Consider the following 940-nt stretch of genomic DNA (forward strand, 5'->3'; position numbering starts at 1 on the left):
ACCCTGCGCGGCGCAGCAGGACAGGGACTGGCAGGCGCGCCCGATGCAGAGCGCCCGAACGCGCAGTTCCGATTCGCTGCGAAGCAGCTGGAGTTCAACGGGCAGTCCCGCACGAGCGGCGGGTTCGAGATCGAGGTGCGCGGCGAGAACGCTGTGACCGTCGTCCACTTAGGGAATGTGGAGCGTCTGGCTGTGAATATGGAGGAGGGCACTGCGACCTTCTCTGGGCGTGGCTGGGCGGCTCAGCGCACTCGTCAAGGCGTGCGCCGCACGCAGGGTATCGTGACCGTGCGCGTGGCGGATAACCGCGACGCGGGCAGCACGGAAGGCGACCCCGACACGATTGCTGTGGCGTTGCGCACGGCGCCTGACGCAGACCCCGTGTTTGCCTATCGCGGCGTGGTGCAGCGCGGCGACATCGTGGTGTTTGAAGAGACTCGATCCCGGTAAGCCCTCACCCCCTGCCCCTCTCCCGCACGCGGGAGAGGGGAGTGCATCACGGTAAGCCCTCACCCCCTGCCCCTCTCCCGCACGCGGGAGAGGGGAGTTAGCCTTCTGTGTGCATCGCTTTGCGCCACTTCTCACACAACTCCAACGCCTCACGCGCCTGACGCCACAGGAGCTGCTCCTGCTTGAGTTGCTCGGAAGGCGAAAGCGTGGGCGCATCGGCTTGTAAGTGTGGGGGCGGAGTTTCTAAGTATTGGCGCACGGCGTTCAGGAACGAATCATAGAGCGTCGCCGTCTCGGGCGGCAGGGCGTCGGGACCGCGCTCGAGCTGAACCAGTTGGGCTAAGGTTTGTAGGCAGAAGTGGCACGCCTCCTCGCGGGCGGCGTTCCAGAGGTGGGGCGGCAGGGCGCGGGGACGGGCGTTCTTATCGCGCTGACGACGCGCCAAACGATGCACTGCCTCCGTCGCCAGCTGCACAGGCACACTCAGAAG

At 66.4% G+C, this 940-nt stretch carries 2 protein-coding genes; one reads left to right on the forward strand and one right to left on the reverse strand.

Going from position 1 to position 940, the window contains the following annotated elements; genetic code table 11:
- On the forward strand, positions 1–450 hold a 450-nt coding region (locus tag NZU74_20210; GenBank protein ID MCS6883653.1), incomplete at its 5' end, for a hypothetical protein.
- Positions 451–547: 97 nt separating this feature from the next.
- On the opposite strand, the gene NZU74_20215 is transcribed toward NZU74_20210, so the two are convergent.
- Positions 548–940 (reverse strand): hypothetical protein (locus tag NZU74_20215; protein MCS6883654.1); only part of this gene is annotated, 393 nt, incomplete at its 5' end.

This window comes from Chloroflexaceae bacterium (assembly GCA_025057155.1).
GTDB lineage: Bacteria > Chloroflexota > Chloroflexia > Chloroflexales > Chloroflexaceae > JACAEO01.